General features: G+C 74.4%; 17 protein-coding genes. 6 read left to right on the top strand and 11 right to left on the bottom strand.

The genetic code is table 11. The annotated features are described in order from the left end of the window. Positions 1 to 7: 7 nt before the first annotated feature. The 6 genes from NUM_RS16010 to sigK (NUM_RS15985) all read right to left on the bottom strand — a co-directional run bounded on the left by NUM_RS16010 (position 8) and on the right by sigK (NUM_RS15985) (position 4,811). On the bottom strand, positions 8 to 766 hold the full coding sequence (locus NUM_RS16010) for an anti-sigma factor (RefSeq protein WP_207125629.1): 759 nt from the start codon (positions 764 to 766) through the stop codon (positions 8 to 10). After that, entirely contained in the window at positions 763 to 1,356 is a 594-nt protein-coding gene (gene sigK, locus NUM_RS16005) for an ECF RNA polymerase sigma factor SigK (protein WP_308440575.1), read from the bottom strand. Before sigK (NUM_RS16005) ends, NUM_RS16010 begins: the two co-directional genes overlap by 4 nt. 47 nt (positions 1,357 to 1,403) lie before the next feature. After that, complete coding sequence (locus tag NUM_RS16000) at positions 1,404 to 2,123, bottom strand: class F sortase (RefSeq protein WP_207125628.1); 720 nt, start codon at positions 2,121 to 2,123, stop codon at positions 1,404 to 1,406. After that, positions 2,123 to 2,881 carry a hypothetical protein gene (locus NUM_RS15995; RefSeq protein ID WP_207125627.1) on the bottom strand — a complete coding sequence of 253 codons (759 nt, stop codon included), beginning with the start codon at positions 2,879 to 2,881 and terminating at the stop codon, positions 2,123 to 2,125. The genes NUM_RS16000 and NUM_RS15995 overlap by 1 nt, the downstream gene beginning before the upstream one ends. 569 nt (positions 2,882 to 3,450) lie before the next feature. Further along, a complete protein-coding gene (locus NUM_RS15990) occupies positions 3,451 to 4,212 on the bottom strand; it encodes an anti-sigma factor (RefSeq protein WP_207125626.1) in 762 nt (253 codons plus the stop codon). Continuing rightward, on the bottom strand, positions 4,209 to 4,811 hold the full coding sequence (sigK, locus tag NUM_RS15985; RefSeq protein WP_370467001.1) for an ECF RNA polymerase sigma factor SigK: 603 nt from the start codon (positions 4,809 to 4,811) through the stop codon (positions 4,209 to 4,211). Before sigK (NUM_RS15985) ends, NUM_RS15990 begins: the two co-directional genes overlap by 4 nt. Before the next feature lie 227 nt (positions 4,812 to 5,038). On the opposite strand from sigK (NUM_RS15985), the gene NUM_RS15980 reads away from it, so the two are divergent. Together NUM_RS15980 and NUM_RS15975 are read left to right on the top strand one after the other, a co-directional pair. Further along, entirely contained in the window at positions 5,039 to 5,683 is a 645-nt protein-coding gene (locus NUM_RS15980) for a fasciclin domain-containing protein (protein ID WP_207125625.1), read from the top strand. A 75-nt stretch (positions 5,684 to 5,758) separates the two neighbouring features. After that, on the top strand, positions 5,759 to 7,351 hold the full coding sequence (locus NUM_RS15975; protein WP_207125624.1) for a molybdopterin-dependent oxidoreductase: 1,593 nt from the start codon (positions 5,759 to 5,761) through the stop codon (positions 7,349 to 7,351). Positions 7,352 to 7,376: 25 nt separating this feature from the next. Here NUM_RS15975 and NUM_RS15970 read toward each other — a convergent pair whose 3' ends face one another. The 3 genes from NUM_RS15970 to NUM_RS15960 all read right to left on the bottom strand — a co-directional run bounded on the left by NUM_RS15970 (position 7,377) and on the right by NUM_RS15960 (position 9,552). Next, complete coding sequence (locus NUM_RS15970; RefSeq protein WP_207125623.1) at positions 7,377 to 7,949, bottom strand: GNAT family N-acetyltransferase; 573 nt, start codon at positions 7,947 to 7,949, stop codon at positions 7,377 to 7,379. 40 nt (positions 7,950 to 7,989) lie between these two features. After that, positions 7,990 to 8,745 (bottom strand): DinB family protein, encoded by a 756-nt coding sequence (locus NUM_RS15965; protein WP_207125622.1) that lies wholly within the window; start codon positions 8,743 to 8,745, stop codon positions 7,990 to 7,992. Between the two features lie 123 nt (positions 8,746 to 8,868). Continuing rightward, on the bottom strand, positions 8,869 to 9,552 hold the full coding sequence (locus NUM_RS15960; RefSeq protein ID WP_225918612.1) for a TetR family transcriptional regulator: 684 nt from the start codon (positions 9,550 to 9,552) through the stop codon (positions 8,869 to 8,871). 69 nt (positions 9,553 to 9,621) lie between these two features. On the opposite strand from NUM_RS15960, the gene NUM_RS15955 reads away from it, so the two are divergent. The 3 genes from NUM_RS15955 (at position 9,622) to NUM_RS15945 (ending at position 12,491) form a co-directional block, all read left to right on the top strand. Then, entirely contained in the window at positions 9,622 to 10,305 is a 684-nt protein-coding gene (locus tag NUM_RS15955) for an antibiotic biosynthesis monooxygenase (protein WP_207125620.1), read from the top strand. Between the two features lie 83 nt (positions 10,306 to 10,388). Beyond that, positions 10,389 to 11,030: a class I SAM-dependent methyltransferase gene (locus NUM_RS15950; protein WP_207125619.1), complete on the top strand. Its 642-nt coding sequence runs from the start codon at positions 10,389 to 10,391 to the stop codon at positions 11,028 to 11,030. A 144-nt stretch (positions 11,031 to 11,174) separates the two neighbouring features. After that, on the top strand, positions 11,175 to 12,491 hold the full coding sequence (locus NUM_RS15945; protein ID WP_207125618.1) for a Kelch repeat-containing protein: 1,317 nt from the start codon (positions 11,175 to 11,177) through the stop codon (positions 12,489 to 12,491). Positions 12,492 to 12,601: 110 nt separating this feature from the next. On the opposite strand, the gene NUM_RS15940 is transcribed toward NUM_RS15945, so the two are convergent. Further along, positions 12,602 to 13,531 (bottom strand): GlxA family transcriptional regulator, encoded by a 930-nt coding sequence (locus tag NUM_RS15940; protein ID WP_225918611.1) that lies wholly within the window; start codon positions 13,529 to 13,531, stop codon positions 12,602 to 12,604. Between the two features lie 70 nt (positions 13,532 to 13,601). On the opposite strand from NUM_RS15940, the gene NUM_RS15935 reads away from it, so the two are divergent. After that, entirely contained in the window at positions 13,602 to 13,985 is a 384-nt protein-coding gene (locus NUM_RS15935) for a cupin domain-containing protein (RefSeq protein WP_207125617.1), read from the top strand. Positions 13,986 to 14,027: 42 nt separating this feature from the next. Here NUM_RS15935 and NUM_RS15930 read toward each other — a convergent pair whose 3' ends face one another. Further along, positions 14,028 to 15,245: a GNAT family N-acetyltransferase gene (locus NUM_RS15930; protein WP_207125616.1), complete on the bottom strand. Its 1,218-nt coding sequence runs from the start codon at positions 15,243 to 15,245 to the stop codon at positions 14,028 to 14,030. Positions 15,246 to 15,279 lie beyond the last annotated feature (34 nt).

Below are 15,279 nucleotides of genomic sequence, written 5' to 3'. Positions count from 1 at the left end.
GACGCCGTCAGCGGCGCAGCGGTACCGTCGCCCACAGGTGGGTGGGCCGCGGCGAACCGCCGGCCGGTTCGGTGGAGAGGGCGAACGCGGCGGCGGATCGCACCCCGGTCAGCACCCGGCTGGCCCCTGCGGTACCGACCGGCAGCGCGCCGGCGTTGTGCGGGGTGCCGGCGACGACCAGCCACAGCTGGTAGGTGTGCCGGCCGGACAGCCGCGGCAGCCCGGAGAGGGTCACCACGCCCAGATCGCGCTGCCGGGACAGCACCAGCCGGCCGCGCGCGCCGCCGGGCAGCGTCGCCGGTACGACGGTGGCGTCGGGCGCGGACAGGACCGCGTCGATGCGCCGCTGCCGAGCCGCCGCGACCGCCGCCGTGTGCCTGGCCGCGTCGATCCGACGCTGCTGCACCACGGAGGTGACGACGACCGCGGCGACCACCAACACCACCGCGGCCGCCGCCGCGCCGACCCAGCGCCGCCACCGGTGTGTGCCGGGCCGCCGGTCGCGGAGCTGCGGCGGTTCCTGCCGGGTCCGGCGCGCCTCGGCCAGCACGGCGTCCCGCAACCTCGCGGGTGGATCGGCCGTGGTCGGGTCGGCCAGCCGGACCGCGGTGGCGCGCAGTTCGGCGACCTCCGCCGCACAGCTCGGGCAGTGCGCGAGATGCGCCGTGACCGCGGCCCGTTCGGCTTCGTCGAGCGCGTCCAGGACGTACGGGCCGATCAGGGTGTGCACCTGGTCGTCCGAGCCGGGAGGCCGGTGGTCGGTCATCGTCGGCTCACCTCCAGGCAGTCCCGCAGCCGGATCAGCGCGTCGCGCATCCGGCTCTTGACCGTCGGCAACGCGACGTCGAGCGTCTCGGCGACCTCACGGTAGGTGCGGCCACCGTAGTAGGCAAGCTCGATCGCCTGCCGCTGCAACGCGGTGAGGGTACGCAGGCACCGGCGCACCTGCTGGTACTCCAGTCGCGCGGTCACCGTGTCGACCACGTCGTCGACCGTGTCGCCGCCGGCCGCCGTACCGGCGCGGTGCTCGCGGTCGCGCCGGGCCTGGGCGCTGCGTACCCGGTCGACCGCCCGGCGGTGGGTGACGGTGAGGACGAAGACCAGCCCGGAGCCGTGCTCCGGCCGGTAGCGGGCCGCGGTGCGCCAGACCTCCAGCAGCACCTCCTGGCTGACCTCCTCGGCCTGGGCCGGATCGCGGACCAACCGCAGGCACAGCCCGTACACCCGGGCGGCGACCGCGTCGTACAGCTCGGTGAAGGCGCTCTCGTCGCCGCGGGCGGTGCGCACCAGCAGCGTGCCGATCCCGTCGCCCGGCCCCGGCGACCGGCCGGCCGGGCTGTCGCGCCTGTGTTCCACCGGACCTCCCCGCCGCGGCACCGCTCCTGGTACCGCACCAGGCGATGCTAGGGCCCATCGCCGCGCAACGAGGCGTACACCACGATGTTGTCGCGGTAGCTTCGGGCCTGCCGGTCGAAGGAGCCGCCGCAGGTGATCAGCCGCAGCTGGGCGGTACGGGTCGCGCCGTACACCGTCGCGGTCGGAAACCGGTCCTTCGGGTACTCGGCGACCCGGTCCACGCCGAACGTAACACGGCGGCCGTCGGCACGTCGTACCGAGATCGTGTCGCCGCGGCGCAGCGCACCGAGCCGGAAGAACACCGAGGGGCCGTCGGAGGCGGAGTCGATGTGGCCGACGATCACCGCCGGCCCGATCTGACCGGGGGTCGGCGAGTACCGGTACCAGGCGGGGTCGTCGTAGTGCGGGCCGGGTTGCGGCACGCCGATCGCGCCGTGCGCGTCCCGGCCGACCTGCCGCAGCGGCGCGTCCACGCCGATCTTCCGGATCCCCAGGTGGGTGGGTGTCGAGGCGGGATAGCTGACCGGTGTGGGCGCCACCGACGGCGACCGCGGTGCGGGACTGGTGGTGTCGGCCGCCGCCGGTGGGCCGGCGCCCGCCCGCGACCGCGCGACCGCGGGTGTGGTCCCCGCCGCGGGAGGTCGGGGCGGGCGGGACTGCTCGGTGGCGGCCAGGGCGATCGCCGAGCCGCCACCGAAGGCCAGCACGACGGCCGACGCCAGCGCCACCCGGCGCAGGCGTCGACCCGTCGAGGCGCGGAGGGCCATCAGTGCGTACTGGTCGCCAGCCGCCGCAGCACCAGCGCGGCGCCGGCCGCGGTCAGCGCGGCGCCACCGGCCACGAACATCCAGACGTCCTCGACGCCGGAGGTGGAGCCGCCGCCGGTCGCGGCGCCACCGGCCGGCATGCTGGTCAACGGACCGCACAGGGCCGGTGAGGTCGCCGCCAGCGGCAGCGACGGCACCAGGTTGCTCTTCTCCCCCTGCGCCTTCTTGCTCAGCGTGGTCGGGTCCAGCCCGTGCACCACGATCACCGCCGTCCCCGCCTGCACCGAGGACATCGTCTTGGCGTCCAGGGTGATGGTACGGCTGTAGTCGAAGCTGCCGCCGCCGGGCGCGATCTTGACGTCGGTACCGGCCTTGGGGCTGGTGTCGCCCTTGGTCGACAGCGTGGTGCCGATCGCGCCGTACGACGGCTGCCCCTCGGCGGTGTCCACGACGCCGTCACCGTTCTTGTCGGCCGCCGCCGTCGGGCACTTGCCCTGCGCGCCGATGTGGATGTGCTGCACGTGCGGGTACGGGCCGTTCATGAACGTGGCCGCCAGCCCCGACACGTGTTCGGTGACGGTGGCCTTGTTCCCGTTCATCGTCAGGCTCAACATGCCCGAACCGCTGGCATGGTTGAGCGGATTCAGCGTCGCCGAGTAGTTCGTCGCCGGTGCCGCCGAGGCCGCGGTCGACGCCACAAACGGCATCGAGAACGCCGCCACGGGCGCGAGCAGCAGACAAGCCTTGACCTTGCGCATGATGTTCCCTCCTCGAAAACCGGTCTCGTGTTCGGGGCCGGGCCGCGACGGCGGTCGCGTGGGCGACCTCGCTGCCGTACCCCAGGGGTTCGGTGCCGGCCGCGGTGCGGTTGGGCCGGATCCGCGGCGCATACCGCGATCCCCGTCGACAACGGGAGTCCGGCGTCGCCGGTACCGTCCGGTCCGACCGCCGACACGTACCGGCCGGCGGCACCGAACGGGTGGCGGCACGGCTCGGCGCCGCACCAGACGGTGCGGCGCCGATGCATCCGTGTCAGTCGATCCTGGTGCGGTGTTCACCACCAGCCGTGCCAGCCGTGGCACCAGCCGCCGATGATGATCACGATGGAGCCCCACATGGTCGCCTCCTGATCCGTTGCCCGGCCCCGTTGCCGGGCGACAGGGCCGACGCTAGGCAGCCGGCGGATGCCGCGCGCCGACATCGACCGGCGGCCATCCTTTCGGCTCGACATCCGGGCCGGGCACCCATCCGGCGTCTGCTTCGCTCCGAATACCTACGGGTCAGCGACGCAGCTCGCCGGACAGGAAGGTTTCCTCACCACACCGGTTCAGCCGGTGAGCGGGACGGACGCCCAGATGTTGGTCGGCCGGGTGGATCCGCCGGCGGGTTCGGTGGAGACGGCGAACGCCTCGGCAGCCGCGATCCCGGACACCACCCGGGTGGTCGACCGGGTGCCGACGTCGAGCACCCCGACCGAGGCCGGGTGCCCGGCACCGGACACCAGCCACAGCTGGTACGTGTGCCGGCCGGACAGTGCCGGCAGCCCGGTCAGCGTGACGACGGCGCGGTCGTCGGAGCGGGACACCACCAACCGACCGCGCGCACCGTCCGGCAGCGTCGTCGGTACCAGCTCGGCGTCGGGTGCGGCGAGCACCGCGGCGACGTCCTGCTGCCGGCTCTGCGCGACCGCGTTCTGCTGCCGCGCCCGGTCCACCCTGGTCTGCTGCACGCCGTAGGTCACCAGCACCGCGAACACCACCAGCAGCAGCACCGCGGCGACCGCATCCCAGCCGTGCCAGCCGATCCGGCGAACCGCGTCGGCGTGCGCGGACGGCGGGTCCTGCCTGGTCCGACGCGCCTCGGCGAGCACCCGCTGCCGCAACGCCTCCGGCGGGGTACGGATGGTCGAGTCGGCCAGCCGGGCGGCGGTGGCGGTCAGCTCGGCGATCTCGGCGTCGCAGCTCGGGCAGTGCACCCGGTGCCGCTCCACCGCGTGGCGTTCCGGCCCGGTGACCGCGTCCAGCACGTACGGGCCGATCAGGGTGTGCACGTCGGCGCTGTGCCGCCGGAACGGGTACCCGCGGTTCATCGGGCCACCGCCAGGCAGTCGCGGAGCCGGATCAGCGCATCGCGCATCCGGCTCTTGATGGTCGGCAGCGGCACGCCGAGCAACTCCGCCACCTCCCGGTAGGTACGGCCGTGGTAGTAGGCCAGCGTGACCGCCTGGCGCTGGAGTTCGGTCAGCGCGCGCAGACAGCGGCGAACCTGCTGGTGTTCCATCCGGATCGTCACCTGCTCCGCCACCTCGTCGCCGCCGCGCGGGGTGGCGGTCGCCGCAGCACGTTCCTCCCGGTCGGTACGGGCCTGCGCGCTGCGGACCCGGTCGACCGCGCGTCGATGCGCAACCGTCAGCACCCAGACCAGACCGGTGCCGCGATCCGGCTGGTACCGCGCGGCGCGGCGCCACAGCTCCAACAGGACCTCCTGACTGACCTCCTCGGCCTGGCCCGGATCGCGCAGCACCCGTACGCACAGCCCGTACACCCGAGGCGCGACGTGTTCGTACAGCTCGGCGAACGCCGGCTCGTCGCCGCGCGCGGTACGGACCAGCAGCGCGCCGACCGGATCGTCGTCCGCCGGTGGCCGCACCGGCTGCCCGTCACCGGGCCGAGTTCGTTGCCGTACCACCAGACCTCCCGCTCGTTGCCGACTGGAGTTCGGTCCCGCGGCGGGTTCGGATGGGTGCCGGTGGGCGTCGGGTACCGGCGCGGAGGCGATTCGCCGGCGTTGCGAAGGTGCGACCCATCCGGACGGTCCGGCGCCACGAACCCCGTCTGGTTCGGCCGACTGGTTCCCGGCAACACGGGACCACGGCACGGCTCACGGCAACGACACGACGGAGACGAGGTTCGATCATGGGTAGGAAGCACCTGGTGGCGGCGGTGGGTCTGGCGGCCGCGCTGACCGTGCCGCTGGCGGCCTGCGGGAGCAGCGGTTCGGGCGGCGACAGCGGCTCGTCCGGCACACCGTCGGCCGCGGCGACGAGCAAGGCGTCGGCCAAGCCGGCGGCGACACCGTTCGGTGCCGCATGCTCGAAGATCCCGACCGACCCGTCGAACCCGGGCAGCACCGCCGCGATGGCGAAGGTGCCGGTGGCGACCGCGGCGAGCGGCAACCCGCTGCTGTCCACACTGGTCTCGTTGGTGAAGAAGGAGAAACTGGTCGACACGCTCAACGGGGCGCCCAAGCTGACGGTGTTCGCGCCGGTGAACGACGCGTTCGCGAAGATCCCGAAGTCGACCATGAGCAAGCTGACCGACCAGCAGATCGTCTCGATCCTGAAGCTGCACGTGGTCGGTGAACGGCTCGGCCCGGGGCAGCTGGCCGGCAGCCACAAGACGCTCAACGGCGCGTCGGTGACGGTGTCCGGCAGCGGTGACTCGTTCACCGTCAAGGGCCCCGGCAACAAGACGCCGGCGAAGGTCGTGTGCGGCAACGTGCAGACCGCGAACGCCACCGTGTACCTGGTCGACACGGTGCTCATGCCGGCGATGTCCTGACCCCCAAAGGGGTCGTCGGGCGGGCGGCGGCTCGGCGCCTCCGCCCGTCTGTGCTTCACACGTACGGGAGGGTGCATGTCCGGCGGCAGCAGGGTGCGGGCGGCGTTGCGGCGGCTCGGTCTGGGTGCGGTACTGGGGCTGGTGAGTGCGGTGGCGGCGCTCGGCGTCGGCCGGTTGGTGGCCGCGTTCGTGCGACCCGAGTCGGCGCCGGTGATCGCGGTCGGCAACCGGTTCGTCCTGCTGACGCCGGAGTGGTTGAAGGACTTCGCGATCCGCACCTTCGGCCAGCAGGACAAGACCGCGCTGCTGGCCGGCATCTATCTGGTACTCGCCGGATACGCGGTCGCGGTGGGCGTGGTCGGGGTGCGTCGCCGGTGGCTGGGCGTCGCCGGTGTCGCCGTGTTCGGCGTCGTCGGCGCGCTCGCCGCGGTGACCGGGAACGCGGCGGGCCCGGCCGACGGGCTGCCGTCGCTGCTCGCCGCCCTCGCCGGCATCGCCGCCTTCCTGACCCTGCACCGCCTGCTGCGGAGCGGCTGGCCGCAGTACCGTCCGCGCCCGGCCGGTACCGTCGACGGTCCGGCGCGTGCCGACCGGCGATCGGTGTTGCGGGCGGCCGGTGGCGCGGCCGGGTTGGCCGTACTCGGCGGCGCCGCCGGCGCGGTCGGCACCACCGTGCAGGACCGCCGGTACTCCGCGGCGTCGTCCCGAGCGTCGCTCCGGATCCCCGCGCCGGCCGAGCGGGCGAAGCCGATCCCGGCGGGTACCGAGCTGTCGGTGCCCGGCATCAGCCCGTGGCGGACCAGCAACGCGGACTTCTACCGGGTCGACACGGCGCTGTCGCTGCCGCAGGTGCCGGCCGACAGCTGGCAGCTGCGGGTGCACGGCATGGTCGACCGCCCGCTGACCCTGTCGTACCGGGAGCTGCTGCGGCGGCCACTGGTCGAGCGCGACATCACGCTGTCGTGCGTGTCCAACGAGGTCGGCGGGCACCTCGCCGGCAACGCACGCTGGATCGGCGCCCGGCTGGCCGATCTGCTGCGCGAGGCGGGCGTCCGGCATGGCGCCGACCAGCTGGTGTCCCGCTCCGCCGACGGCATGACCATCGGCACCCCGGTCCACACCGTCATGGACGGCCGGGACGCGCTGCTCGCCGTGGCGATGAACGGCGAGCCGCTACCGATCAAGCACGGCTTCCCGGTGCGGATGTTGGTGCCCGGTCTCTACGGGTACGTGTCGGCGTGCAAGTGGCTGGTCGACCTGGAACTGACCACGTTCCGCGCCTACGACCCGTACTGGGTGCGGCGCAAGTGGTCCCGGCTCGGCCCGGTCCGGACGGCGTCCCGGATCGACACGCCGAAGCCGTTCGGGCAGGTCAAGCCGGGCACCGTGCCGGTGGCCGGGGTGGCCTGGGCGCAGCACCGGGGCATCGACAGGGTCGAGGTACGTGTCGACGACGGCCCCTGGCGGCCGGCACGGCTCGCCCGGACCGTGGACAGCGACGTGTGGCGGCAGTGGTCGTTCGACTGGCACGGCGCCACGGCCGGCGACCACCAGCTGACCGTCCGGGCCACCGACGGCACCGGCGTCACCCAGCCGCAGACCAGGCGCACGCCGTTTCCCCGCGGCGCCACCGGCTGGCACAGCATCGCCGTCACCGTCGCCGGGTGACGCCGATCCGGCTCGCCGGTACCGATCAGGCGGGATCGACGACGCGGCGCACGATCCAGGCGTGCTTGCCCACCTGCCGAAGCCGCGCGAACCCGAGCTGTTCGAGCAGCTCGACGGTGCTGCTGAACAGGAACCGGCCCGCTGTCCGGCGATCCGCGGTGGTCTCCGCGATCGCCTCGACCACGCCGCCGCCCGCGGCCGCGATCAGCTCCAGCGCACCGGTCACCGCCGCCCGCGCGATGCCCTGGCCGCGGTGCTTCTTGTCGACGAACACGCACGTGATGCGCCAGTCCGGCCGCGGCGGCGGGTCCTTCTCGTACGCCAGCCGGTTCTTGATCCTCGACAGTTCCTCGGGGCTGCCGAACTGGCACCAGCCCTGCGCGGCGCCGTCCGCGTCCAGCACGAGGGCGGCGTGCGCCCGGTCGGTGCGTACCCGTTCCTGTTTGGCGGTGCGGAAGTCCAGGTCGCGCTGGTTGCGTTCGGGGTGGAACCCCATGCACCAGCAGCCGCCGTAGACGCCGTTGTTGCGCTCGACCAGCTCGGCGAACCGGTCCCAGGTGTCGACGTCCAACGGACGAATCGTCAGTGTCACTGCCATCCCCGTCCTGTTCGGTCGGCTCCGGTGTCGCCCGGCGCGCTCATTCGGCCGGCGAGGAGATGATGTCCAGGTCCCGCACGGCGAAGCGCAGGTGCTCCCACTCCTCCTCGAAGATCACGTGCAGGCAGGACCGGACGGTCTCCGGGTACCGCGCGTTCCACGGGTTCGCCCGGGGCTCGTCCAGCAGCTCCGGGGTGAGCGCGGCGAGGTGGTCGCGCACCATCGCCACCCGGTCGGCCCGTACCGCCTGGACGTCGGCGTAGCTCGGGGTCCCGGTGACGAAGATCGACAGGTCCAGGCCGTCCTCCTCGGCGCCGGCGTTCGCCAGCCCGAGCGGGTGGTACGGCTGCTCGACCCGCAGTACCCCGCGGCGGAGCCAGGTGTCGGTGGCGGGCACCAGATGCCGCAGCGTCTGCGCGAACGACCACTCGCCGGCGACCGACACGTCGACCGCGTCCGGCGGCATCGCCGCCACCCGCGCCAGCACCTCGGCCCAGCTGCGTTCCAGCACCGCCCAGGCCGCCTGCAGCCCGGCCGGGTCCGCCGCCCGGCGCTGCGCGCGGCCCGGGAACCGGCGATCCAGCTCGGCCTCGACCAGCGGTACCACGTCGACGCCGTTGATCCGCAGGAAGCTGTCGCCCTCCGACAGCCACGGCGCGTCGATCTCGGCGTTCTGGATATCGACGCCGCGCAGGACCGCGCCGGAGAGGTTGGCGCCGACGAACCGGGCGCCACGCAGATCGGTCTCGACGAACCGCGCCCCGTGCAGATCGTCCGACTGCCCGAAGGTCGCCATCGCTGCTCCTTCTTCGGCGGCGGGCCGACGCCACCAGGCCCGCGGCACCGGCCGGAAGCAGCGATCGTACGGCATTCGCCCCGATCCGGCGGCCCGCCGCACCCCACCGGCGGGGTCGTGCGGTCAGCGGCGCCGCGACGCGGCACCGGCGCTGGCCGCCGCCGGGCCGGCCGCGTCCCGGGCGGGTGCGGTGAGGCCGAGAGCGGCGGGCAGTGCGTCGAACGCGTCGTCGAGGTGCCGGACCAGGCCGTCGACCTTGGCGCGGCCGGCGGGGCGCTTGTCGCCGCGCACCCATTCGCGGGCCGCGCAGCGCCAGGCGGCCAGCGTGAGCTCGGCGAGCAGCCGGACCCGCAGGTCGCGCTCCCCGCCGAGCGCGGTGTCCAGCACGTCGGCGATGCGGTCCTGGGTCCGGATGCCCGCCGCGTCGCTCGCGGCGCGCAGCGCCGGGGTGCGGGCGATCAGCCCCCTGGTGGCGAGGAACCGGCGCAGCCACTCGTCGCCCATCGCGCGGACGGTGTCGGTGAGGCTGTCACGCAGCGCGGCGAGCACGCTGCCGCGCCACTCGCGGTCGGCCAGACGGTGCAGGTAGGCGTCCCACAGCTCGGTCTCGGCGGCCAGCGCCACCGCGTCCTTGGCGGCGAAGTAGCGGAAGAAGGTGCGCCTGGACACCTCGGCCGCCTCGCCCAGCTCGTCGAGCGTGACGGCGTCGAAGCCGCGCTGCAGGAACAGCCGCAGCGCCGTCTCGTGCAGCAGCACGCGGGTGCGCTGTTTCTTGCGGTCGCGCAGGGAGGGCGCCGGGCCGGTCACGCAGTCGAGCCTATCAGGCGCGTTCGCTCCTCGTGGTAAAGTGCCATTGAGAGGCATTTTGGAGGGGTCATGTGGGCCGACGCGGATTCGGTGCCCGACCTGGCCCGCGCCGGCGTGGGCGTGGTCCTGATCGGCGAGTGGGGCGTGCGGCGCGGTGACCAACGGCGCGCCGCCGACGCCGTGCTGGCCGCCTGGCGCGAGTCATCGCCACCTCCCGGGCTGCTCGCCTACCACTGCCTGCTCGGCGAGGACGCCGCCACGGTCCTGCACTACCAGCAGTGGACCGATCCGGACGCACCCCGCCGGTTCGTCGGCGGCGAGCGGCAGCGCTGGCTGCGCGCGGTCCGGGCGCGGCTGACCGGCATCGAGCATCGGCGGGTCACCGCCTACCGCCGGTACCGCAGCACCGGTCGGGCACCGGCCGCACCGCCGACCGGTTGCCTGGTCACGGTCACCGTCGAGTTCGACGGCACCGACCCGCAGCGGCCACGGACGTGGGTCGACGGCGTGTTCGCGGCCGCCGGTACCGAGGCGGCAGCGCCCGCCGCCGGGCTGACCGCGGCGCACTTCCACCTCGGCCTCAACGGCACCCGGGCGGTCAACCTGGCCGAGTGGACCACCGCCGCCGCGCACCGCGCGGCCACCCGCACCCCGGCGCCGCGGCTGCGCGCAGCCGCCGGCGGCTCCCCCGGCGTCGCCGGCATCGCCGTCACGCGTTTCGCCCCGTACCGGGGGATCGCCGTGGCGTCCTGACGGGTTCCGCGGCGTGTACCGGACGGCTCGCCGGCTGGCGTAGCGTCGATCTTTCCGCAGCCGAGGAGGGGCAGGCTCTGTTGATGAGCGATACCGACGGCGACGACCCCACCGCGCGGCAGCGGCGGGTGTGGGACTCCGGCGCCGCGCACTACGACCGGCAGATGGCGTTCTACGAACGGATCTGGTTCGGCGGCGACCGGCAGTGGCTGGGCGAACGGGTCCGCGGCCGGGTGCTGGAGATCGCCCCCGGCACCGGCCGCAACCTGCCGTACTACCCCGCCGGCGTGACGCTGACCGGGGTGGAGCTGAGCCCGGCCATGCTCGCCATCGCCCGCCGCCGCGCCGCCGACCTCGGCCTCGACGCCGACCTGCGGGAGGGCGACGCCGAACACCTGCCACTGCCGGACGCGTCGTTCGACACGGTGGCGTGCGCGCTGGCGCTGTGCTCGATCCCCGACCCGGCCGCGGCGATCCGCGAGATGCGCCGGGTGCTGGTACCGGGCGGGCGGCTGCTGCTGGTCGACCACGTCGCCAGCACCTGGCCGCCGATCCACGCCGCCCAGTGGCTGCTGGAGCGCTGGACGATCCGCAGTGCCGGCGAGTACTTCACCCGCCGGCAACTGCCGCTGGTCGAGGCGGCCGGGTTCGAGATCGTGGCGGTCGAGCGCATCAAGGCGGGCAGCATCGAACGCGTCCACGCCCGCAGACCCGCGGACGGTTGAGAGGCGGGCGGGCGCCGCTCCCTCGGCTCGCGGACGAAACGCCGGATATCACCGGTTCGTGCGAGTCGGGCTTCGATGGCACAACAGAGAGCAACATCGGCCTTACGCTGGGCCCGCTTCGGTGGTCTGCCGGAAGAGGTCAGCATGCCCGGTACGAACAGCGCGCTGCGCGGTCGGTTGCTCGGTGCCCTGCTGTGGCTGTGTGTCACGGCCTGCGCCGCCGCCCTGACGACCCCGGCGCGGGCGGCGCCCGACGGCGCGCGGCGGCCGGCCGCCGGCGGCGGCGTGGTGTCCGACGATCCGGCGAGCTGGACGCCCGACGTGCTCGACGGGTCGGTGTACCAGGTGGTCCAGGTCGGCGAGTTGATGTACGCCGCCGGATCGTTCGGCTCCGAACGAGACGCCGGTTCCAACCAGGTGCGGCGGATCAGGTCACTGTTCGCGTTCGACGCCCGTACCGGGGCGATCGACACCCGGTTCCGGCCGGTACTGGACGGGCCGGTCACCGCGCTCGCCGCCGCGCCGGACGGCAGGTCGCTGTACGTGGCGGGCTCGTTCCGCTCCGGCGGGTCGGCCCGGGCGCCGTACCTCGCCCGGGTGGATGCCGGTACCGGCGCCGCCTGGCCCGGGTTCCGGCCTTCGACGCTCGACGGGCCGGTCGCCCGGCTCGTGCTGGCCGGTGACCGGTTGATCGCGGGCGGCTCGTTCCAGACCGTCGACCGGAGGTCGCGGCCGGCGCTGGCCTCGTTCGACCCGGCCACCGGCCGCGCCACCGGCGACGTGAACCTGCGGCTGGCCGTACCGCGGCACACCACCAGCGGCGCCCGCTCGCCGATCAAGGTCACCGCCCTGGCCGTGACCCCCGACCACCGCACGCTGATCTTCGGCGGCAACTTCGACCAGGTCGCCGGCCGGGCCCGCGCCCAGCTCGCCGTCGCCGACCTCGGCGCCGGAAACGTCCGGCTCGACCCGTGGTCCACCACCCGGTACCAGCCACAGTGCTCCGACCACTTCCCCACCTACGTCCGGGGCATCGCGGTGGCGCCGGGCGGCGGCTGGTTCGTGGTGGCGGCGACCGGCGGCGGCCGGGCCGGCAAGCTGTGCGACGCGGTCGCCCGGTTCGACCTCGCCGGCGACGGGAGCCCGGCCTGGGTCAACTGGACCGGTGGCGACACGTTGCTGTCGGCGGCGATCACCGACGCCGCGGTGTACGTCGGCGGGCACCAGCGGTGGCTGGACAACCCGAAGGGCAACAACAGCGCCGGCCCCGGTGCGGTGTCCCGGCCCGGTATCGCCGCGGTGTCCACCTCGAACGGGCGGGCGCTGGCCTGGAACCCGCGCAAGGACCGCGGGGTCGGCGTGTTCTGCATCCTCGCCACCGACGCCGGGTTGTGGATCACCAGCGACACCACGCACGTGCACGGCGAGTACCACGCCCGGATCGCGTTCTTCCCGGCCTGAACCGGCCGGCGGTCGCGCAACCGGCTCGACGAGCGTTGCCCGGCCGGTGCGCGTGGTGCAGCCGAGCGTGGCTCGGCCGGCGGTGGTGCAACCGGAACGAGCGGCGCGGGTCAGCCGCGCGCCGCCTGCCGGTAGGCGCCCGGGGTGGTGCCGACGTGGGCGTGGAACCGCCGGCGCAGGTTGACCGCCGAGCGCAGGCCGACCCGGGCCGCGACGGCCTCGACCGGCAGATCCGTACCGGCCAGCAGGTCGCGGGCCCGCGCCAGCCGCCGGGCCAGCAGCCAGGCGCCCGGGCTGGTACCGAGCTCGTCGGCGAACCGGCGCGCCAGCGTACGGGTCGAGACGTGCAGCCGGGCGGCCAGGTCGGCCACCGACAGATCCGCGTCCAGCCGCGCCTCGGCCCAGTCCAGTACCCCGTCGAGGGCCGGGCCCCGCTCCGGCGGCGCGGCGGTGACGGGCGGCTCGGGCTGCCCCGGCGGCAGCACCATGTGCCGGGCGAGCGCGGCGGCGTACCCGGCGCCGTGGTCGCGGCCGACGAGATGCAGGAACAGGTCCAGGCCGGCGCCCGCGCCCGCGCTGGTGGCCACGTCGCCGTGGTCGACGAAGCGGCGCCGCGACTCGACCCGGATGCGCGGGTACCGGCGCTGCAGCTGCTCGGCCCGGTCGGGATGGCTGGTGGCCGACCGGCCGTCCAGCAGGCCGGTGGCGGCCAGCGCGAAGACCCCCGAGCACATCGTCACCAACCGGGCGCCGCGGGCGTGCGCCTGCCGCAGCGCGTCCAGTACCGCCGGCGACGGCACCGCGGTCACCGGCAGCCAGCCCGGGATGATCACCGTGTCGGCGGTCGCCAGCGCCGGCAGGCCGTGCGGCACCGACATCGTGTACCCGGCCGAGGTCGGCACCGGCCCGGGCCGCGGCGTGCACACGGCGAACTCGTAGTGCGCCGGCACGCCCGGGCGTCGCGTGCCGAACACCTCGACCGCGCAGCCCAGTTCGAACGTCGACTGCACCGGACGCACCAGCGCGACCACACGATGCATGGCAGAAAAGTACCCCAGGCTGGCGGGCCGGGCGCTGTCGTGAACCGGGTGCCGGCGGCACGGTGAGGCCATGCCATCGAAACCGACACCCGCGGGCACCCAGCCGTCGCCAGGGGCATCGCATCCCGAGATCCTGGCCCAGCCGGGCTACACCGCCGCGCACGTCGACGAGGCCGAGGGCCGCGAGCTGTTCCCCGGCATCCGGCTGCGCACCCTGTGGACCGGGCGGACCGGCGCGCACGCGCACGTGCTGGAGATGGCGCCCGGTACCTCGTGGCCGCACCGCGACGTGCACCAACCCGGCCCGGAGGAGGTGTACGTGGTCGCCGGCACCTTCCACGACGGCGCAACCGACCACCCCGCCGGTACGTTCCTGCACGCGCCGGCGGGAAGCTGGCACGTGCCCGGCACGACCACCGGGTGCACCCTGTTCCTGTTCTATCCGGAGGGCTGACGCGGGCGGGCGGGGTCGGTTGCCGGCCCGCCCGCATCCGGCTCAGAACGCCGGGAACGCGCCGCCGGAGGGGTGGAACGGGTCCCGGTCGGCCCGGAAGGCCCGCGACGCGGTGGCCACCGCGCCGGGCCGCAGCTCCTCGACCAGGCCGGCGGCGGCCAGTTCCGTCAGGGTCGTGCCGCCGAGGTACGCGGCGCCCAGCTCGGTCGCCGACAGCCGCAGCTCGGCGCGGTCCCGCGTGGGTTCCCAGTCGACCCGGTCGCCGTCGGCGCGCAGCCGGTAGCGGCCCGCGTTCCAGCCACAGAACTCGTCCTCGACCTGGAACACCACGTCGACCGGGCTCGCATAGCGGCGCGCGGTCAGCGCCCGGCCGACGTCGACCAGCCGTACCCACAGGTTGTCGACCACGGTCCGGTGCACCGCCCGCGGGTCGCGCAGCAGGTGGGGCAGCACCTCGTCGGTGGCCCCCTGGTAGCTGACGTGGTCGTGCCCGTCGAGGTCGATCAGGTACCGCCACAGCGCCGCGTACGAGCCGCGGGTGGTCGCGGCGAGCTCGACCACCCGCACGGTGCCGCCGGCGGAGCGGTAGAACACGTAGCCGCCCACCGTGCCCGCCGCGTCGGTGTGCACGGCGAAGCGCAGCGCGGTACCGCCGTCGCGCACGTGCTCGGCGTCGTAGAGCCGGGCGGTCCAGTACCGGTCGGTGCGGTCGACCCAGCCGGCGGTGTCCCGGCACGCCGTGTCGTAGATCTTCTCCAGCAGCGGCCGGGCCGCCTCGGCGTCGAGCAGCCGGATGCTGCCGCCGGTCTCGACGTCCGGCCGCATCGTCAGGAACCGGGTGTCGCCCTCGAGGAGCGCCAGGTGGCTCGCGATCCCGTACCCGAACCGGCCGTAGATGGTGGCCTCGGCCGCGTTGAGCGCGGCGACCGGCTCGCCCCCGGACTCGTGCAGCTGGGTGAACTGGCGGCGCATCATCGCGGTGAGCAGCCCGCGCCGGCGGTGCGTGGGCAGCACCGCGACCAGCGTCACGCCGGCGACCGGCACGTACCCACCGGGAACCGTGAGGGAGCGCCCGTAGATGGACATTCCGCCGACCAGTTGCTCGCCGTCGAACGCGGCGGTGGTGCGTTCCGGCTCGATCGAGGTCTGCGCGCTGCGCAGCGCGCCGTCGCGCCAGTCCTGCCCGTAGGTGGTGGTGATCATGCGGGCCCAGGTCTCGAACTCGTGGGCGGCAATACTGCGCAAGGGGTAGCTCGTCATGGGTCGAGGCTCGCCGCCTAAACACCCGCCGCAC

This window comes from Actinocatenispora comari (genome assembly GCF_017312725.1).
Classification (GTDB): domain Bacteria; phylum Actinomycetota; class Actinomycetes; order Mycobacteriales; family Micromonosporaceae; genus Actinocatenispora; species Actinocatenispora comari.
Note: the sequence above shows the minus strand (reverse complement) of the source record. Positions and strands in the feature narration are given on the sequence as shown.